Genomic DNA, 17,243 nt, shown 5'->3' on the forward strand with positions numbered 1-17,243 from the left:
ATGAGCACCCGCAATCCCGCCGCCGCCTACCGCAGCACCGCCGTCGAAACCCGCGTGCACGAGGCCGACCCGCACCAGCTGATCGCCCTGATGCTCGAAGGCGCCATCCAGCGCCTGCGGATGGCCGAAGCCTGCATCGTTAGTGGTGATCTGACGCGCAAGGCGAAGGCCGCCTCGGAAGCCGGGGCCATCGTCGACTCGCTGTCCGGGTGCCTCGATTTCAGTCAAGGCGGCGACATCGCCGCTCGGCTCGAGGCGCTGTACGACTACGCCTCGCGACGCATCGTCGCGGCCAACGCGGCCAATGACGCGCAAGGCTTCGGCGAGGTGGCGGGCCTGCTCGACGACGTCTTCGCGGCATGGAAGCAGATCAAGCCGGCCTGAGCCGATGAGCGACTACGCGACCGCGCTTCAGGCCCTGCGCGACGCGCGCGACGCCCTCAATGCCGTCGACCTCCCGCGCGCCGAAGCCGCGCTCGTGGCGCACGACGAGGCGGTCCGTACCGCCTGTGCCGGTCCGACGCCCCTGGCGGCCAGCGAAATGGAAATGCTGGCCGCCGGGCAGCGCGAGTTGCTGCAGGCCTTGATCGAGGTGCAGTCGGGCGTCGCCCGCGAGCTGTCGGCCACCCGCAAGGGTGGGGCGGCGGCGCGCGCCTATCTGGGCAACGCCGGTGGATGAGGCCGCCGCCGATGCCCTGCTGTTCGACGGCGCGGTCGCCTGCGAACTGTCCGCGCGGGTGCGCATCGCGCCGGGCGCGCCGCCTGCCGGCAGCGTGGAGACCGCGGAGCGCCTGCTCCGCGACCTCGCGATGATGGAGGAGCGTCGTGGCGAGGCGGATGAAGCGGCACACCCCCCCGATCCGGCGCTCCGGCGACTCGAGGCCAAGCTCGACCTCACCCTCCAACTGCTGGCGCAGGCCCTGCCTGCGCTGGCACCGCCGCCCGCGCGCGCGGTGCGGCTCAGTGCCCGCGGATTGTGCATCGAGGCGTCCGAGGCCGACGCCGCGATCGCCGACGTGCCCGCGACTCTGGCCTGGCAGCCGGGGGATGGCTTGCCCCTGCTCGCCCACTTGCCCGTTCGTCGCGTTGCCCGCGAGGGCGCGCGCTCCTGGTGGGCGTTCGAACCGCTCGAGCCCGCCGTGGCCGATCTGCTTGAGCGCCATGTGTTCCGCCTGCATCGGCGTTGGCGGGCCGCGCAGCGGCGAAGCTGAGCCTGCTGCTGTCCGGCATGCCGCTTGCACGGCCCGGCTCTGGCACCCTGAGCGCTACCGATGATGCTGGCCGAGCCGATGTCTTCCACCGCATTGCCCGATACCCAGGCCGCCTCGGCCGAATTGGCGAAGGCCAATGCGGCCCACGAAGCCGGACGACTTGACGAGGCGCAGGCCGCCTACCTTGCCGCCTTGCAGGCGAATCCGTATTCCCCGGAGGCGGAACATGGCTTGGCGTGGCTGGCGGTCCAGCGTGGCGACTGGCGGTCCGCACTTCCCCGATTCAAGCGGGCGATCACGCTGCGCCCTTGGGAGCCCGAGTTCTGGATCAGCCAGATTGAAGCGCTGTTCCAGCTCGGCCAGGACGAAGCGGTGCATCGGATGCTCCATCGCGCCGGGCAGTCGGGCCTGCCTGCCGGGCGGTTGGCCGGGTTCGAGGCCCGCCTGCACGAGCGTCGCCTGGATGCGCTCGCCCGGCGCGTGAAGGCCAGTGGCCGGAGCCCCCAGAACGCCAGCCAGGCGCCGATGGCCGAGGTCATGGCCCTGCGCGAGCTCTTCCTGAAGCGTCGATTCAACGAGGCCTCGGCGACGGCGACGGACTTGGTTCGTCGGTATCCGCTTTGCGCGTTCGGATGGCGGGTGCTGGGCGCGAGCCAGTCCGCCTCGGGTTCGCAGGAGGCGAGCCTCGAGGCGCTGCGGATCGCCTGTGATCTCGACCCGGGAAGTGCCGATGTGCGGATGAACCTCGCCTTGGCACTTCACGAGCTGGGTCGGCTCGATGAGGCCGAAGCGGCCTATCGCGCAGTACTTGCCGCCCAGCCCTCCAACGTTCGCGCCCTCGTCAATATCGGCCTGCTGCTCAACGCACGTCATGACCCCGACGCGGAGACGATGTTGCGCGAAGCACGTCGCCTCGGCGCGAATGACCACCGGGTGGCGCTGCCGCTGGGCGGCTACCTCAGGGACCGCGAGAACTACGATGAAGCCGTGGGCCTGCTGGAGGAGGCGATCGCTGCAGACCCCCAAAACCCCACCGGCATCGCGGCGTTGTCGGTCTGCTATCTCGGGCTTGGCCGTCACGAAGAGGCCGCGTCCTTGTTCCGGCGACTCCGCGACGCGGGAGCGTCGCATCTCGGTGCACTCGACATCGCGCTGTTCGTCGGCTCCCACATCGCCGAGATCACCCCGGACGAGCTCTTTGCCTTGCACCGCCGGTACGGCGAGATGGTGGAAGCGTCGGTCGTACCCCATGTGTTCTGGGACAACGATCGCGATCCCGATCGCAAGCTTCGCGTCGGCTTCGTTTCCGGCGACCTTCGCCGGCATGCGATGGCAAGCTTCCTCATCCCCCTTTGGGAGAGCCTCGATCGCTCGCGCTTCGAAGTCTTCGCCTACTCCAATCACCGCACCAGCGATGAGGTCACGGCCCGCTTGCGCTCGCTGGCGGACGGCTGGTGCGACATCATCGGGATGAGCGACGAGACCGCCGCCAATCGCATTCGCCAAGACCGCATCGACGTGCTCGTCGATCTCTCGGGCCATACCGGGTTCAATCGTCTCGGGGTCTTCGCCTTCAAGCCTTCGCCAGTGCAGATCAGCTGGGCCGGGTATCCCGCGACGACGGGCCTGTCGCGAATGGATTACTACATGCTCGATACCGTCTACGCCCCGCCAGGGCGTCTGGATGAGCAGTTCGCCGAACGCCTGCTGCGTGTGCCGGCGAACTCGAGCTTCATGCCGGAGGCCGAATCACCTCCGGTCCATCCGCTGCCCTCCGGCAGCGGAGCGGCCTTCACCTTCGGTAGCTTCAACCGGATGAGCAAGGTGACGCCAGCGACACTCGATCTCTGGGGTCGACTGATGGCTGAAGTCCCCGAAAGCCGCCTGCTGATCGGTGCGATCGACCCGCCCAACGTCGAAAGAGTCCTCAAGCACCTGGGCGGCATCGGAATCGACCCGTCCCGCATCGAATTCATGCCGAGAACGGGCATGAAGCAATACTTGGATGCCCATTCGCGTGTCGACCTCCTGCTCGACACCTATCCGTACGCTGGAGGCACGACGACCTGCCATGCGCTTTGGATGGGCGTTCCCACGCTTACGCTTGCTGGCGAAACGCTTCCAAGCCGCACGGGCGTCGCGATCATGGGTCGCCTCGGCCTGTGGTCGTTTGTCGCAGAGAATCAGGACCAGTTCGTCGCCCTGGGTCGTGGGTGGGCCCACCTGTCTCGACGGACCGAACTCATGGCCCTGCGGGACACCTTGCGGGAAAGATTCCTCGCCTCCGATCTCGGGTCGCCGCGCCTCGCCATCGAGGGCTTCGAGGATGGCGTGCGCCAGACATGGCGGCGCTGGTGCCGAGGGGAGGCGCCGATACCCATGGTCATTCCGCCGAGGACCGCCTGACGAACAGCGCGGAGCCGGCGACGAACGCACAGTCATATCGCCCGGCCCAATCGGCGAGCAGCTCGTCCCCCGCCCGCCGCGGGCCGTCGCCGTAGGGCCAGACGTAGTCGTCGACAACCACCCATCCGCCCGCGACCACCAGCGGTGACCAGCCGACGACATCGGCCTTGGCGTGCGCGTAGGCGTGGTTGCCGTCGACGTGGAGAAGGGCGATACGGCCTGCATAGGCGGTTCGTCCAAACTCCGAAGTGAACACGTCCCCGGCGTGGATGTAACGCGTCCTGGCGTCCTCGGCAGGTAGGCGGATGTAGTTCAGCGAACCGTCCGCGTAGGGCAGGAGGCTCATGATGAACACTTCGAAGGCTTCCGCGGCGGACATCCGCGCCCCATCCACCAGGCCTTTCTCGTCGCCTTGCGGCAAGTTCTCCTCGGCCCAAGGGTCGACACAGAGAACGGGGCCCGTTCCTCGTAGCCGCGAGAGCTGGTGTAGGAGGACCGCCGATTTTCCCCACCATGAGCCGATCTCGACGATGTCGCCCTGGGGCACGTTCTCGAACACAGAGAACATCGCGCGGATCTTCTCGTGGTCGCACATCCCGGGCACGGACTCGACATGCTTGAAGATCGACGCCAGCGCATGGGGTGTGAAGGTGGACGCGTGTTCATCCCGGGCGCCCGGCAGCGGGAGTGGTCGACGGCACGCGTCCGCTGCGAACGCCTTCGCGTCCCTGTAGGGGGCCAGCTCGCGGTCGACCGGGGGCCCCCCGATCAGTCGCACCGCTGGACGGCGTCGCGCGATGATCTCCGCGACCACCTTCCAGGCCACGACGTTCGGGGTGAAGAGCCGGTCGACGTTCCAGTGGTCGATCGCCCCGATCAGTGCCTCCTCGAAACCGTCCTCCGTCACGAACGGCAACCGCTCCCAGGCCGGATAGAGCGGAGCCGCGGGATCGAATGCCAGCGAGGAAGAGCCGACGATCGATTCACCCTCGCCCAGCGCGCGCTTGGCGAACTCAATTGCCCGCGGCATGCCAGCCGGGAAGACCAGAACCCTGCCCATTCGTCGCCCCCGCTCATCCGCTATGCTGAAGCAAGCCTGCCGCTTTCGGCGGCCGCCTGGCAACAAATAGCTGGCACGCCATTTGCAAGCCCAAGGGTCAACCGACCTCGAGGATTGGCCAAGTGCCCACCGCGACGACCACGTTGAGGATAGCGACCAACACCCCGGCGGACGGCGAGCCGGTCCAGGCCACGGCCCCGAAACGCTTCCTGAGCCGCGCTGATCTCGCCCTGTCTGGGGCTCCCCCGGCGTTCGCCGAGCCGGTGCACGTCGGGCGTCCCAACATCGGGGATCGAGACGCCTTCCTGAAGCGGGTGGATGGCCTGCTCGACCGGCGATGGCTGACGAACAACGGCCCGCTGGTCGGTGAGCTCGAGCAGAAACTCGCGAACTACCTCGGCGTTCGCCACGTCGTGGTGATGTGCAATGGAACGATTGCCCTGGAAATCGCCATTCGCGCCCTGGGTCTCACCGGCGAAGTGATCGTCCCGTCCTATACCTTCATCGCCACCGCGCAGGCGTTGCAGTGGCAGCAGATCACGCCCGTTTTCGCGGACATCGATCCCTCGACGCACAACCTTGACCCGGAATCCGTCGAGCGCATGATCACCCCGAGGACGACGGGGATCATCGGCGTGCATCTCTGGGGGCGCGCGGCACCCGTCGACGAACTCGCCGAGATCGCGCGCCGACGAAAGCTCTCGCTGATGTTCGATGCGGCACATGCGTTCGGCGCCACATACCGCGGGCGGCGCGTCGGTGCATTCGGTCGAGCCGAGGTCTTCAGCTTCCATGCCACGAAGTTCTTCAATTGCTTCGAGGGTGGCGCTGTGACGACCAACGAGGACGATCTCGCGACGACCATGCGCTACATGCGGAATTTCGGCTTCGAGGCCTACGACAAGGCCGTCCATGTCGGGACGAACGGGAAAATGCCCGAGATCTGCGCGGCGATGGGATTGACGAACCTCGAGTCTCTCGACGCCGTCATCGAGGCGAACCGAGCCAACCTCGCCGCATACGAGGCGGCTTTCGATGGCATCGACGGAATCTCGTTGCTTCGCTACGACCCCAGGGAGGGCTGCAACTTCCAGTATGTCGTTGCGGAGGTCGAGCCCTCCTTCCCTGCGACGCGGGACGAGATCGTGGCCGCGTTGCATGCCGAGGGGATCCTGGTCCGAAAGTACTTCTGGCCAGGCTGCCACAACATGCAGCCTTTCCGTGATCTCTACCCCCATGCGGGTTTGCTTTTGCCCAACACCGAATCGGTGTCCGGCCGGGTGATCGTCATGCCGACGGGAACGGCCTTGCCGGAGGGCGCCATCGATGCCATCGCGGGGGTGCTTCGCGTCATGTCCAGGGAGCGGGCATGCGCGTAGGGATCATGCAGCCTTACTTTCTCCCTTATGTCGGCTACTTCCAGTTGATGGCGGCGGTCGATGTCTTCGTCGTTTACGACGACATCAAGTACACGAAGTCGGGATGGATCAACAGGAACCGCATCCTCGTCGATGGGCGCGAGGCCATGATCACCGTGCCGATCGCTCGTGGGAGCGACTCCCTCGACGTGAGGGATCGTCGTGTTTCCGACGCCTTCGACAGGCCCGGGTTGCTGCGGCGTATCGAAGCGGCCTACTCGCGATCGCCGGCTTTCGCGGAAGGGATGCGCCTGGCAAGGAAGGTCATCGAATGCGAGGAACAGAATCTTTTCTGCTTTATCAACCATTCCATCCATGCGGTGAGGGACTACTTCGGCCTGTCGACGGCGCTCGTCGTTTCCTCCAGCCTGGGGGTCGATCGATCCCTCGCCGGACAGGACCGGGTGATCGCAACATGCGAAGCCATCGGTGGCACGACGTACATCAATCCGGTTGGCGGAGCCGACCTGTACTCCAAGGCCGTGTTCGCGGAGCGCGGTATCGCCCTCGAGTTCTCGGCCGCCCGGCTCGATCCGTACGCACAGAAATCGCCGGAGTTCGTGCCGGCGCTTTCCATCATCGATCTCATCATGAACGTCCGGATGCCAGAGGCGAGGTCGTGGTTGGGCGGCTTGAGGCGTGTTGCACGCGCCGAGGATCGAAGCAGGCGCTGCATCGCGCATTGATGCCGTCACGCAGTCGGCCTCCTCGGTGGCGGCCGGCCGATCAGCGACAGGTTTCGGTACGGAGGGGGCCATGAGCAACGCGAAGCCTATCGATGTGTTCGACCGGGAGATACGGGATTCGGGATGGTCGGTCTTTCCCGAACTCCTCCCCCATGCCGAGGTGTCGCGACTCAGGGAGGATTGCCTCGAGTGGGTGGATATCTGCAGGGGCTACCAGATCAGGAACGGCGTGAACCCGAGCGGCGATGGAACCGCCCATCACGCCGTGGGCAGGGGAGACTCGATCGATGCCTTCATCGACGCGCACCGATTCGATCCTTACTTCAAGAGCTTCTTCTCGCACTCCCCGTACATCCTTCATGCGTGCAATCCGGTCGGCGGGCTCCCCGGCGTGGAGAACTACGTCCACAGGATCCACAGGGACGTCCGTACCTTCATCCCGGGGTACAACCTCAGGATCAACGTCCTTGTGATGCTGGACGATTTCTCCGAGCAGAACGGGGCGACACTCGTGCTTCCCGGGTCGCACGGACGGCCCGATCCGCCGTCCGAGTCGGAATTCTCCGAGGGCTGCCATCGGCTTACCGGCAAGGCCGGGACGGTCGTGCTGTTCAACTCCTACCTATGGCACCGCGGTGGGCTGAACATGACTTCGCGCCCCCGGGTCGCCCTCACGCTGAGCTACGGCCCGGCGTTCATCAAGCCCCAGTTGGACTATGCGCGCTTGTTGGGTCGCGACCACGGTGCCCGCCTTGGCGCATTGACCCGGCAGGTGCTCGGCTATAACGCGATGGTCCCGACCTCGCTCGACGAGTGGTATCGGCCAGGTCCGGAGCGTCTTTATCAAGCAGACCAGGGATAACGAAGATGCACGGTCGTGATTTCAATGAAGAGGCCAAGCCCCAGGCTGAGAAGAAGTACAACTACGATTTCGACGCGATCGTGAGGATGTACATGATGCGGGCGTTCGAGCCCTTCATCCAGCGGGGCCCGGCTCTCGAACTCGGGTGCTACGAAGGTGATTCAACCCTCGAGCTGTTGCCGTTCTTCGACGACTTGACCGTGGTCGAGGCCTCTTCGGCGGCCATGGCCACCGCGATGTCGAGGGTTGGTCCCCGCGCACGCTTCGTCCAGTCGACTTTTGAGGAGTTCAGTCCTGATCGACTTTTCCAGACGATCTTCCTCATCAACACGCTGGAGCATGTCGACGACTCGTTGGCGTTGCTCAAGCGAGTCCGTTCGTGGCTGTTGCCGGGCGGTCGACTGTTCGTTCTCGTCCCGAATGCGGACGCACCATCCCGGCAGATCGCCGTCCACATGGGGCTGATTTCGCACAATCAGGCGGTTACTCCCGCCGAATGGGCGCATGGCCACCGTCGAACCTATTCGTTCGACACCCTGCACCGGGACGTAAGGGAGTCGGGGATGTCGGTCGTCCACGCCGGAGGCGTGTTGTTCAAGGGGATGGCTAACTTCCAGATGGACCTCGCCCTGAAGCACGGGATCATCGACATGCGGTACATCGAGGGCTGCTTCCGCCTGGGCCTCGTCCATCCCGCGCTGTGTGCAAGCATCTTCGCGATCTGCAGCGAGGCTTGACGGCCCGGTGTATGCCGCCTGCCAGAACTCCGCCAGCGACGAACGGGCCTGAAGCATGAAGTACTCCCGGGACCTTTCTGACGAACGGACGATCCTTCAGCACCTGTCCTGCTGCAGCGACACCTTCGTTCCTCCGCTGAGTTCGCGCGTCGACCTCCGTGAGTACGCGAGCAAGTTGGCTCGGCATGCGACCCGATTCGAGATCTGGGATGAGGGCGTGCTGGTCGCATTGCTGGCGTGTTACGCCGACGTCGAGCAGCCACGGTTCTTCGTGAGCAACGTCAGTGTCCTGCCGACCCATGCAAGGCGAGGGATGGCTTCGTCGTTGCTGGGATCGTGCGCGGCCTGGGTCGGAGGCCGGGGTGGGGGGGTCATCCGTCTGGAAGTCTCGAAGGACAACGCTGGCGCGATAGCCCTCTACACCAAGGAGGGATTCGAGCCGATCGCGGTCAACACCGACCATCTCGTCATGGCCCGGTCCGTGCGCCCCGGGTCGCGTGGGTCGTCCGAGGCGCCGGTAGGCACCTAGCCGGGAGTGGGACGGCGATGCCCACGCCGTACGACAAAAAAACGTCGCTCTGCGCCCCGCCCCCGTTGGCACGCCCCTTGCATCCCGCTTCGGCACCTCCTCGGAAGTGCCGCCATGAAGAACCGCCTCGCCGCCACCCAGTCCCAGTCGCAGAGCCTCAACGCGCAGGTGCTGCAGTCGATCCGCCTGCTCGGCCTCACCGGCCTCGAGCTGGAGCAGGAGCTGGCCGAGGCCCTCGCCCAGAACCCGATGCTGGAGCGCGAGGAGGACGAGCCCGAGGCCGCGCTGCCCGAGCTCACCCCGCAGGAGCGCGCCGCGCAGGAAACCGCGGCCTTCGACGAACTGCCCGACCTCTGGTCGACGCCCGGCATGGCCAGCGGCTTCGACCCGGAGGAGGGCGAGGACCGCCTGTCGCGCGTCGCCGCACCGGTCAGCAATGACCCGGCCCTGCGCGTGCTCGAAGGCCTCGCCATGGAGCTGAAGGACGCCGACCTCGCCATCGCCGCGGCCTGGCTGGAGCGCACCGCCGATTCCGGCTACCTCGCCGGCGACCGCGACGCCATCGACGCCGAGATCACCGCCACGCTCCGCCTGCGCCCCGGCCGCGCGGAGGCCATCCGCCAGCGCCTGCTGCACGGCACGCCGGCGGGCCTCGCCGCCGTCGACCTCCGCGAGTGCCTGCTGGCCCAGCTCCACGACCTTCCGGCGAAGGACGCCGGCGTGGCCCTGGCTCGCGACATGATCGACCGCAGCCTCGCCCTCGTGGCCCAGCGCGACTGGCCGGCCCTCGCGGCCGCGCACGCCGCGCCGATGGAGGCCCTGCGCGTCGCGGCCCGCCTGATCCAGTCGCTGAACCCCAAGCCGGGCGAGCCGCTGCTGGCCGACGAGCAGGTGCACGTGCTGCCCGACGTCGTGGCCTGGCCGGCCGACGGCCGCTGGCACGTCGCCCTGAACCCGCAGACCGCCCCGCGGGTGCGCGTGGCCAGCGAGTACGAGAGCGCGCTGGCCGAAGCCGGCGACTCGCCCTCGGTGCAGCACCTGAAGGCCCTGATGAACGAGGCGCGCTGGCTGGCCCGCGGCATCGCCCAGCGCCACGACACCCTCATCAAGGTCGCCCGCGCCGTGGTCGCTCGCCAGCAGGCCTTCCTCGAGCGCGGCGAAGAGGGCCTGCTGCCGCTCACCCTGAAGGAGATCGCCGCCGACGTCGGCGTGCACGAGAGCACGGTGTCGCGCATCACCACCGGCAAGTACCTGCAGACCCCGCGTGGCCTGTTCGAGCTGAAGCGCTTCTTCGGCGTGAAGCTGGAGGGCAGCGCGATCGCCGGCGTCGCCATCCGCGCGCTGGTGAAGAAACTCATCGACGCGGAGCTGCCAGCCGCACCGCTGGCCGACGACGTGCTGGTCGCCCTGCTCGCCCGTCGCGGCGTGCAGGTGGCCCGCCGCACCGTCGCCAAGTATCGTGAGCAGCTGAACATCCCGCCGGCACGGCAGCGGGGCCCTGGGGCCCGCGCGGCCTGACCGGTTCCATGCCATCCACGGCACCGCGAGCCTCCTGCCATGACCGTGATCCGCCTGCTCCTCGTCGACGACCACGATGCGTTCCTGAACGCGGCGGAGCGCCACCTGCGGCGCGCCGAACACGTGGCCATCGTCGGTCGCGGTCGCAACGGCATCGAGGCCGTGGCCCTGGCCGACGAGCTCAAGCCCGACGTGGTGGTGCTCGACCTCGCCATGCCGGAGATGGGCGGCCTGCAGGCCACGCGCCTCATCAAGGCGCAGGACGAACCGCCCTTCGTCGTCATCGCCTCGCACTTCGACGATGTCGAGCACCGCGAGCACGCGCAGCGCGCCGGCGCCGACGCCTTCATCAGCAAGCTCAACTACATCGCCGAGCTGCTGCCGATCCTCGACGCGCGCGCCCGGACGGCGCAGGGCGGCGCATGAGCGATTCGCGCATCCTCGTCGTCGAGTCCGACGACGCCCGCGCGGAACGCATCGGCGCGTTGCTCGATTTCCTCGATTTCACCCCCAAGCGGATCGGCGCCGTCGACGAGCTCGACCTCGCCCGGGCCAAGCCGCGCGACTGGCTGGCGATCGTCGTGGGTGGCGTGGAAGACCTCGAGGATTTCCGCCGCTTCGGCGGTTGGCTGTCGAAGTCGCCGCTGCATCCGCCGCTGCTGGTGCTGCCGGCCCTGCATGGCCTGACCGAACAGCTGGGCGTGCATCCCGAGCAGGTGTGGACCCTGGATTGGCCGCTGCGCCACGCACAGCTCGAAGGCCACCTGCGCCGTGCCAGCCTGCAGGCGCTGCGCGGCGAGGAGCGCAGCGAGCGCGACGCCGGCCCGGAAGGGCAGAGCGAGGGCGTACGCCGGCTGCGGCGGATGATCGAGCAGGTCGCGCCCTTCGACACCACCGTGCTGATCCTCGGCGAGAGCGGCACCGGCAAGGAGGTCGCCGCGCGCGCCATCCACGCCGCGTCCTCGCGCGCCAAGGGCCCCTTCGTCGCGCTGAACTGCGGCGCCGTGCCGGCCGAGCTGCTGGAGAGCGAGCTGTTCGGCCACGAAAAGGGCGCGTTCACCGGCGCGCTGGCCGCCCGCAAGGGCCGCTTCGAGATGGCCGAAGGCGGCACCCTGTTGCTCGACGAGATCGGCGACATGCCCCTGCCCATGCAGGTGAAGCTGCTGCGCGTGCTGCAGGAGCGCAGCTTCGAGCGCGTGGGCGGCACGCAGACGCTCAAGTGCAACGTACGCGTGGTCGCCGCGACCCACCGCAACCTCGAGGACCAGATCGCCCGTGGCGGTTTCCGCGAGGACCTGTACTACCGGCTCAATGTCTTCCCGATCGAGATGCCGGCGCTGCGCGAACGCATCGCCGACCTGCCGGCCCTCGTGCAGGCCATCAGCACCCGCTTGTCGGAGGACGGCCGCGGCGAGGTGAAGCTGGGCGCCGACGCGATGGCGGCCCTGGCCGTTTACGCCTGGCCCGGCAACGTGCGCGAGCTGCACAACCTGATCGAGCGCCTCGCAGTCCTGCATCCGAACGCGACGGTCAGCGCCGCCGACCTGCCGCAGCGCTACCGGGCCGCGTGGGAGGCGGCGGTCGCGCGCGGGGAGGCCCCGGTGGCTCCCGCATTGAACGCGACCCAGGCCGTGGAGGCGCCGCCGCCGCGGCCTGCGTTGAGCGAGGCGGAGGAGCTCGCCGCGGAACGCGCCGCCCTGTTCGGTGCACCGGCGGCGCCCGCGTTGGACGAGCTGCCCGAGGACGGCCTCGACCTCAAGGAGCACATCGCCGCCATCGAGGAGAAGCTGCTGCGCCAAGCCCTCGACCGCGCAGAGGGTGTTGTCGCCCATGCGGCGACCCTGCTCAACCTGCGGCGCACCACCCTCGTCGAGAAACTGCGGAAGTACGGCATCGAGCGCGAGGGCGGCGAGGAGGCCTGAGGCCCGGCCGCCTGCGCCTCCGGACGGGACCCCGACGCCCTAGTGGTCGGGGGGCAGGTCCGGCGAGACGAAGGCGAAGCGGGGCTGCGCCTGCCCGTGGATCACCACCGGGCTGAAGAACATGGCGTGCGGCCGCACCCACAGTCCGCGTTTGCCGTAGAGCGCGCGATACAGCACGAGGGGTTCGAGCGTCTCGCTGTGGCGCACGCAACCCACTACCGCGTACTCGCCGCCCTTGTAGTGGCGGTAGAGGCCGATCGGGGTCTCGGGCAACGGGGGCAGGTCGGTGTCGCTCATCGACGTGCCTCGCCTCAGCGCCTGCGGCCGCCGACGAGCAGCAGCACGACGCCGAGGGCGATCGCACCGCCGCCAGCCCACGGCGGGATCGTCACGGTCTCCTTGTCCTGCACCTTCAGCTCCAGCGGGCCGGCCTTCAACGCGGTTTTTTCCTGCGTGTAGCTGAAGCTGCCGAACGCGAGTGCGAGACCGCCGGCGATGACGAGGAGGATGGCGATAACGCGCAACAGGATCATGGTCGGGCTCCGGGCGGGGCGGCTGGCGGCTGAGGATGCGTCCCGATGCGCCGACCGCGCAACACCACGCCGATGCCGGCGAGGATGGCGGCACCGGCCAGCAGTCGCGTTGCATCGAGCGATTCGCCGAGCAGCAGCACGCCCGCGACGGCGGCCAGCGGCGGCACCGCCAGCTGCAGGCTCGCCGCGCGCAGTGCCCCGATCTGCGGCAACACGCGATACCACAGCACGTAGCCGAGGCCCGAGGCGAGCGCGCCGGAGGCGACGGCACCGATGAGGCCGCGGGTGTCCATGGCGAGGCTGTCGAGCTGCAGCAGCAGGAGCGCCAGCGCGAAGGGCAGGCTGCGGACGAAGTTGCCGGTGGTGTCGGCCACCGGATCGATGCTGCCCCGGCCCCACAGTGAGTACAGGCCCCACGCCACGCCGGCCGCGATCATCCACAGCGCGGCGCCGATCGGCGGCGCGGCGGCCCCCGGCAGCAGCAGCGCCACGAGCCCGAGCGACGCCAACGCGAAGCCGGCCCATTGCGCGCCCGCCAATCGTTCCCCCTGCCAAAGCCCGACCAGCAGCATCGTCGCCTGCACGGCGCCGAACAGCAGCAGCGCGCCCGTCGCCGCGCCGACGTCGACATAGGCGAGCGAGAAACCCGCCGCGTAGGCGAACAGGGCGAAGGCGCTGCGCCAACGGCCTTGTCCGGCGGAGCTGGCATCGCGTCCGGCCGGCGCACGGCGGCGGCGGCGCACCGCCACCAGGCCGGCCAGCACCAGTGCGCCCGACCCGAGCCGCGCCGCGGTGAAGCTCGCGGCGTCGGTGCCGCCTTCGGCGAGTGCGAACCGGCAGAGCAGCGAATTCGCCGCGAAGGCCAGCAGCGCCAGCCCCGTCGTCGCGGCCAGCGCCGTGCGCGGCATCATCCGGCGCGGCCGAAGATCGCTTCCGCGCGATTGAACAGGATCCAGCTCGTGGCGATGTACTTGTCGCCGCCCACCGGCCGGTTGCCGCGGTGGGTGTGCGTGAACGCGGTCGGCGCGATCAGCACGCTGCCGGTCTTCGGAACCACCTTGCGGCGCTGGTACAGGAACTCGGTCTCGCCCTCGTCGAAGCCGTCGTTCAAGTAGATCGTCCACAGCAGGGTGCGGTGCAGCGTCTCCGCGTTCGCGTCGCGCGGGTAGAGCTCGCAGTGCCAGTAGGGGTAGCCCCCTTCGCCCGCGGTGTAGCGCTGCAGGTTGATGCTGCCGGGACGCAGCAGCTGCTGAACGAGGCCGAGCAGGGGGCCGTCGTCCATCGCCGCGAGATCCTCGGCGCCGAGCCGGCGCGCCGGGCCGCCGTCGGCCGGGCGGTGCTCGAGCATCAGCGGCGCGACGATCGTGTGCGGGTAGGTGCGCAGGTACGCCATCAGGGCCTTCAGCACCGCGCCCATCAGGGTGGCGCTGACGTCGTTCCAGTCCGCGCGGCCGGTGATCTCGAAGTCGCGGCTCTTCTTCATGTCGGGGAAGACGCCGCCGCCCACGCGGCCGTCGACATGGTTGGCCGCATCGAAACGGCGGCACAGCGCCGCGCACCACGCCGGGTCGAGCAGGCCCTCGTAGACCTCGATGAAGTCGGGGCACGCCGTCGTGCCGGCCACCGCGTTTCCCATCGCTCAGCCTTCGCGCACGTAGCGTTCGTACTCGGCCACTTCGTTCTTCGAGCCGAGGATCACCGGCACGCGCTGGTGCAGGCCGCTGGGCGTCACTTCGAGCATGCGCTGGGTGCCGGTGGTGGCCGCGCCGCCGGCCTGCTCGACGAGGAAGGCCATCGGGTTGGCTTCGTACATCAGGCGCAGGCGGCCGCCCTTGTCGCGGCACTTGGCATCCACCGGGTACATGAAGGTGCCGCCGCGGGTCATGATGCGGTGCACGTCGGCCACCATCGACGCGATCCAGCGCGTGTTGAAGTCCTTGCCGCGCGGGCCGGTCTTGCCGGCGAGGAGGTCATCGACGTAGCGCTTCACCGGCGCGTCCCAATGGCGCGCGTTGCTGGCGTTGATCGCGTACTCCTGCGTGTCGGCCGGGATGCGGATGTCGCGCTGGGTGAGGATGAAGCTGCCCGTCTCGCGGTCGAGCGTGAAGGCGTGCGTGCCGTGGCCGATCGTCAGCACCAGCACGGTGCAGGGGCCGTAGACGGTGTAGCCGGCGCAGACCTGCTGCGTGCCGGGCTGCAGGAAGTGCTCGGTCTTCGGTTCGGTCACGCCGTCCGGGCAGCGCAGCACGGAGAAGATGGTGCCGACGCTGACGTTGACGTCGATGTTGGAACTGCCGTCGAGCGGGTCGAACAGCAGCAGGAAGTTGCCCTTCGGGTACGCGTCCGGGATCGGGTGCGGGTCGTCCATCTCCTCCGACGCGATGCCGGCCAGGTGGCCGCCCCAGGCGTTGGCTTCGAGCAGGATCTCGTTGCTGAGCACGTCGAGCTTCTTCTGGGCCTCGCCCTGCACGTTGCCGGTGCCGGCGTCGCCCAGCACGCCGCCCAGCGCGCCCTTGCTGATGGCGTAGCTGATCGACTTGCAGGCGCGGGCCACCACCTCGATCAGCAGCCGCAGCTCGGGGTTGATCTGCCCGGCGCGTTCGGCCTCGATGAGGAAGCGGGTGAGGGGCGTGCGGCTCGACATCGCGGGGGCTCCAAGGGCGGGTCGCGCGCATTCTACCGGCCCGTGGCCGGCACCCGGCCGGCCACGAGCCACTCGGCAGTGCGATCATCGACGCATGATCCTCGACCCCCAGTACGCCGGCTACTTCACCGCCCTCGGCCTCGGTCTGCTGATCGGCGTGGTGCGCGAGCGGCAGCGCGACCACGGCGGCCACACCCCCGCGGGCATGCGCACCCACACCATTGCCGCCCTCGGCGGCGCCGTGGCCTGGACACTCGGGCTGCCGGTGTTCCTCGTGCTGCTCGCGGCCATGGGCCTCCTCGCCTACGGCAGCTACCGCCATGTCGACACCACCGACCCGGGCCAGACGGGCGAAGTGGCCCTGCTGGTGACCGTGCTGCTTGGCGCCCTGGCCCAGGCCTCGCCGGGGCTTGCCGCTTCGCTGGCGGTGCTGGTGGCCCTGCTGCTGCAGGCCAAGGAAAAGCTGCACCGCCTCGGTCGTGACTTGATCAGCGAGCGCGAGGTACGCGACGGTCTGCTTCTGCTCGCCGCCGCCCTGCTGGTGCTGCCCCTGTTGCCCGACGCCTCGATCGGCCCGGGTGGTGCGCTCAACCCGCAGAAGCTCTGGCGCCTGGTGGTGCTGGTGATGGCCGTCAGCGCGCTGGGCCACGTCGCGCTGCGGGTCATCGGCAGCGGGCGCGGTCTGGCCGTGGCCGGCTTCTTCGCCGGGTTCGTGAGTTCCACGGCGGCGATCGCCGGCTTCGGCCAGCGGGTGCGCAGCACGCCGGGCCTGCTGCGGCCCAGCGTGGGGGCGGCCATGTTCGCGGCTCTGGCCTCGCTCACCCTCATGTTTCCGGTGCTGGCGACCGTTTCGGCGACGCTGCTCAAGGCCGTGACGCCCGCCTTGCTGGGCTTTGGTGCGGTGCTTGCGGCAGGCGGTGTGCTCGGCCTGCACGGAGGCTCGGGCGATGAACCGGCACCGACGCAGGAGTCACGGATGTTCCGGTTCTCCCACGCCCTCTACTTCGCCGGTTTCATGGCCGGCGTGCTGGTGCTGAGCGCCCTGCTGCGTGACGCATTCGGCGAGGCTGGCGCCTTGGCGACGGCCTTCCTTGCGGCCATCGCCGAGGTGCATGCGGCGGTGGCCTCGATTGGGCAGCTGGTCGGCCAAGGCCTTATGGGCCTCGAGACGGCGCGGCAGGCGGTGCTGGCCGTGCTCGCCGCCAGCGTGATCGCCCGTGGCGCCGTGGCCTGGGTTTCGGGTGGCACCGCGTATGGCCTGAGGGTGAGCGCCGGCCTTGTCATCGCCTGGGCGGCGGCCGTGGCCGCCACGCTGTTCTGGCCGGTGGGATGAGTTGCCCCTGCGGCACGCCCCGTGTTTACGAGGCCTGCTGTGGCCCATTCCACGCGGGCCTGCCGGCCCCCACCGCCGAGGCCTTGATGCGTTCGCGTTACACCGCCTACGTGCGCGCCGACATCGACTACCTGCAGGCCACCTGGCACCCGGACACGCGGCCGGAGCCTTCGTCGCTGCTTCCCGAACCCGGCACGCGTTGGCTGGGCCTCGAGGTCAAGCACGCCATGGAGGACGGCGACACCGCGACCGTCGAGTTCGTCGCCCGCTTCAAGGTGGGCGGGCGGCCCGCGGTGCGCCTGCACGAGCGCAGCCGGTTTGTCCGGGAAGGTGGCCGCTGGCGCTATGTCGAGGGGTGCTTCGAGGCCTGAGGCGAGTCCGTCG

At 68.8% G+C, this 17,243-nt stretch carries 20 protein-coding genes; 14 read left to right on the forward strand and 6 right to left on the reverse strand.

Going from position 1 to position 17,243, the window contains the following annotated elements; translation table 11 throughout:
* The 4 genes from fliS to ACYVAK_RS11050 are packed head-to-tail and all read left to right on the forward strand — an operon-like array spanning position 1 to position 3,617.
* Complete coding sequence (fliS, locus tag ACYVAK_RS11035) at positions 1–384, forward strand: flagellar export chaperone FliS (RefSeq protein ID WP_461060906.1); 384 nt, start codon at positions 1–3, stop codon at positions 382–384.
* A gap of 4 nt (positions 385–388) precedes the next feature.
* Entirely contained in the window at positions 389–679 is a 291-nt protein-coding gene (locus tag ACYVAK_RS11040) for a hypothetical protein (protein ID WP_461060908.1), read from the forward strand.
* Positions 672–1,211: a PilZ domain-containing protein gene (locus ACYVAK_RS11045; protein ID WP_461060910.1), complete on the forward strand. Its 540-nt coding sequence runs from the start codon at positions 672–674 to the stop codon at positions 1,209–1,211. The genes ACYVAK_RS11040 and ACYVAK_RS11045 overlap by 8 nt, the downstream gene beginning before the upstream one ends.
* A gap of 60 nt (positions 1,212–1,271) precedes the next feature.
* Positions 1,272–3,617: a tetratricopeptide repeat protein gene (locus ACYVAK_RS11050; RefSeq protein ID WP_461060912.1), complete on the forward strand. Its 2,346-nt coding sequence runs from the start codon at positions 1,272–1,274 to the stop codon at positions 3,615–3,617.
* On the opposite strand, the gene ACYVAK_RS11055 is transcribed toward ACYVAK_RS11050, so the two are convergent.
* Positions 3,595–4,677 carry a class I SAM-dependent methyltransferase gene (locus ACYVAK_RS11055; protein WP_461060914.1) on the reverse strand — a complete coding sequence of 361 codons (1,083 nt, stop codon included), beginning with the start codon at positions 4,675–4,677 and terminating at the stop codon, positions 3,595–3,597. The two genes, ACYVAK_RS11050 and ACYVAK_RS11055, sit on opposite strands and share 23 nt — an antisense overlap.
* Positions 4,678–4,799: 122 nt before the next feature.
* Between ACYVAK_RS11055 and ACYVAK_RS11060 the strand changes: the two genes are divergently transcribed.
* The 8 genes from ACYVAK_RS11060 to ACYVAK_RS11095 all read left to right on the forward strand — a co-directional run bounded on the left by ACYVAK_RS11060 (position 4,800) and on the right by ACYVAK_RS11095 (position 12,349).
* Complete coding sequence (locus ACYVAK_RS11060) at positions 4,800–6,056, forward strand: DegT/DnrJ/EryC1/StrS family aminotransferase (protein WP_461060916.1); 1,257 nt, start codon at positions 4,800–4,802, stop codon at positions 6,054–6,056.
* Positions 6,047–6,781 carry a WbqC family protein gene (locus ACYVAK_RS11065; RefSeq protein WP_461060918.1) on the forward strand — a complete coding sequence of 245 codons (735 nt, stop codon included), beginning with the start codon at positions 6,047–6,049 and terminating at the stop codon, positions 6,779–6,781. Before ACYVAK_RS11060 ends, ACYVAK_RS11065 begins: the two co-directional genes overlap by 10 nt.
* A gap of 70 nt (positions 6,782–6,851) precedes the next feature.
* A complete protein-coding gene (locus ACYVAK_RS11070; protein WP_461060919.1) occupies positions 6,852–7,643 on the forward strand; it encodes a phytanoyl-CoA dioxygenase family protein in 792 nt (263 codons plus the stop codon).
* A gap of 5 nt (positions 7,644–7,648) precedes the next feature.
* Positions 7,649–8,380, forward strand: coding sequence for a class I SAM-dependent methyltransferase (locus ACYVAK_RS11075; RefSeq protein ID WP_461060921.1), 732 nt, complete (start codon positions 7,649–7,651; stop codon positions 8,378–8,380).
* 55 nt (positions 8,381–8,435) lie between these two features.
* Complete coding sequence (locus tag ACYVAK_RS11080; protein WP_461060923.1) at positions 8,436–8,909, forward strand: GNAT family N-acetyltransferase; 474 nt, start codon at positions 8,436–8,438, stop codon at positions 8,907–8,909.
* A 114-nt stretch (positions 8,910–9,023) separates the two neighbouring features.
* Positions 9,024–10,427 carry an RNA polymerase factor sigma-54 gene (gene rpoN / locus ACYVAK_RS11085; RefSeq protein ID WP_461060925.1) on the forward strand — a complete coding sequence of 468 codons (1,404 nt, stop codon included), beginning with the start codon at positions 9,024–9,026 and terminating at the stop codon, positions 10,425–10,427.
* Positions 10,428–10,466: 39 nt separating this feature from the next.
* Positions 10,467–10,853 (forward strand): response regulator, encoded by a 387-nt coding sequence (locus tag ACYVAK_RS11090; protein ID WP_461060927.1) that lies wholly within the window; start codon positions 10,467–10,469, stop codon positions 10,851–10,853.
* Entirely contained in the window at positions 10,850–12,349 is a 1,500-nt protein-coding gene (locus ACYVAK_RS11095; protein WP_461060929.1) for a sigma-54 dependent transcriptional regulator, read from the forward strand. Before ACYVAK_RS11090 ends, ACYVAK_RS11095 begins: the two co-directional genes overlap by 4 nt.
* A gap of 39 nt (positions 12,350–12,388) precedes the next feature.
* Here ACYVAK_RS11095 and ACYVAK_RS11100 read toward each other — a convergent pair whose 3' ends face one another.
* Genes ACYVAK_RS11100 through ACYVAK_RS11120 form a run of 5 tightly spaced genes read right to left on the reverse strand, consistent with a single transcriptional unit; the run spans position 12,389 to position 15,526 of the window.
* Positions 12,389–12,646, reverse strand: coding sequence for a DUF1653 domain-containing protein (locus ACYVAK_RS11100; protein ID WP_461060931.1), 258 nt, complete (start codon positions 12,644–12,646; stop codon positions 12,389–12,391).
* Positions 12,647–12,660: 14 nt separating this feature from the next.
* Positions 12,661–12,882, reverse strand: coding sequence for a hypothetical protein (locus tag ACYVAK_RS11105; RefSeq protein WP_461060933.1), 222 nt, complete (start codon positions 12,880–12,882; stop codon positions 12,661–12,663).
* Complete coding sequence (locus ACYVAK_RS11110) at positions 12,879–13,793, reverse strand: DMT family transporter (protein WP_461060935.1); 915 nt, start codon at positions 13,791–13,793, stop codon at positions 12,879–12,881. Before ACYVAK_RS11110 ends, ACYVAK_RS11105 begins: the two co-directional genes overlap by 4 nt.
* Positions 13,790–14,518, reverse strand: a complete 729-nt coding sequence (locus ACYVAK_RS11115; RefSeq protein ID WP_461060937.1) for a 2OG-Fe(II) oxygenase — start codon at positions 14,516–14,518, stop codon at positions 13,790–13,792. The genes ACYVAK_RS11110 and ACYVAK_RS11115 overlap by 4 nt, the downstream gene beginning before the upstream one ends.
* Before the next feature lie 3 nt (positions 14,519–14,521).
* Positions 14,522–15,526, reverse strand: coding sequence for a class 1 fructose-bisphosphatase (locus ACYVAK_RS11120; protein ID WP_461060939.1), 1,005 nt, complete (start codon positions 15,524–15,526; stop codon positions 14,522–14,524).
* A gap of 94 nt (positions 15,527–15,620) precedes the next feature.
* Between ACYVAK_RS11120 and ACYVAK_RS11125 the strand changes: the two genes are divergently transcribed.
* Positions 15,621–16,859 (forward strand): MgtC/SapB family protein, encoded by a 1,239-nt coding sequence (locus tag ACYVAK_RS11125; RefSeq protein WP_461060941.1) that lies wholly within the window; start codon positions 15,621–15,623, stop codon positions 16,857–16,859.
* Positions 16,856–17,230, forward strand: coding sequence for a YchJ family protein (locus ACYVAK_RS11130; protein ID WP_461060943.1), 375 nt, complete (start codon positions 16,856–16,858; stop codon positions 17,228–17,230). The genes ACYVAK_RS11125 and ACYVAK_RS11130 overlap by 4 nt, the downstream gene beginning before the upstream one ends.
* Positions 17,231–17,243: the final 13 nt, after the last annotated feature.

It is taken from the genome of Silanimonas algicola, assembly GCF_054777375.1.